Origin of the sequence: Gemmiger formicilis, from assembly GCF_016901605.1 — a bacterium.
GTDB classification, from domain to species: Bacteria; Bacillota; Clostridia; order Oscillospirales; family Ruminococcaceae; genus Gemmiger; species Gemmiger formicilis_B.
Genome location: NZ_JACJKP010000660.1, coordinates 1 through 250, shown reverse-complemented (window position 1 = coordinate 250; position 250 = coordinate 1). Strand labels below are relative to the sequence as shown.

1 protein-coding gene is annotated in these 250 nt (G+C 56.8%); it reads left to right on the top strand.

Translation table 11 applies throughout. The features are described from left to right. Nucleotides 1-250, top strand: a 250-nt coding sequence (locus H6B10_RS16355) for a diacylglycerol kinase (RefSeq protein WP_204652461.1), incomplete at both ends; no start/stop codon positions are given.

Sequence of the window (250 nt, the reverse complement as noted above, 5' to 3'; positions counted from 1 at the left end):
TTGGCAGAAGTTTCGGCGGTAGAATGGGCGTTGATCATCTTGTGCATTGCAGCCGTTCTGGGAATGGAACTTATGAATTCCGCCATTGAACGTGCCGTGGACAAGCCGGACACCACCCACTGGTGGAGTGCCGGTGCTGCCAAGGACATGGCTGCCGGCGCGGTTTTGATTGTCGCATTAGGGGCTTTGTGCATCGGCTGTGTCTTGCTGATTCCCCGCCTGTCCGTGATTGTTGACCATCTGCGCACGG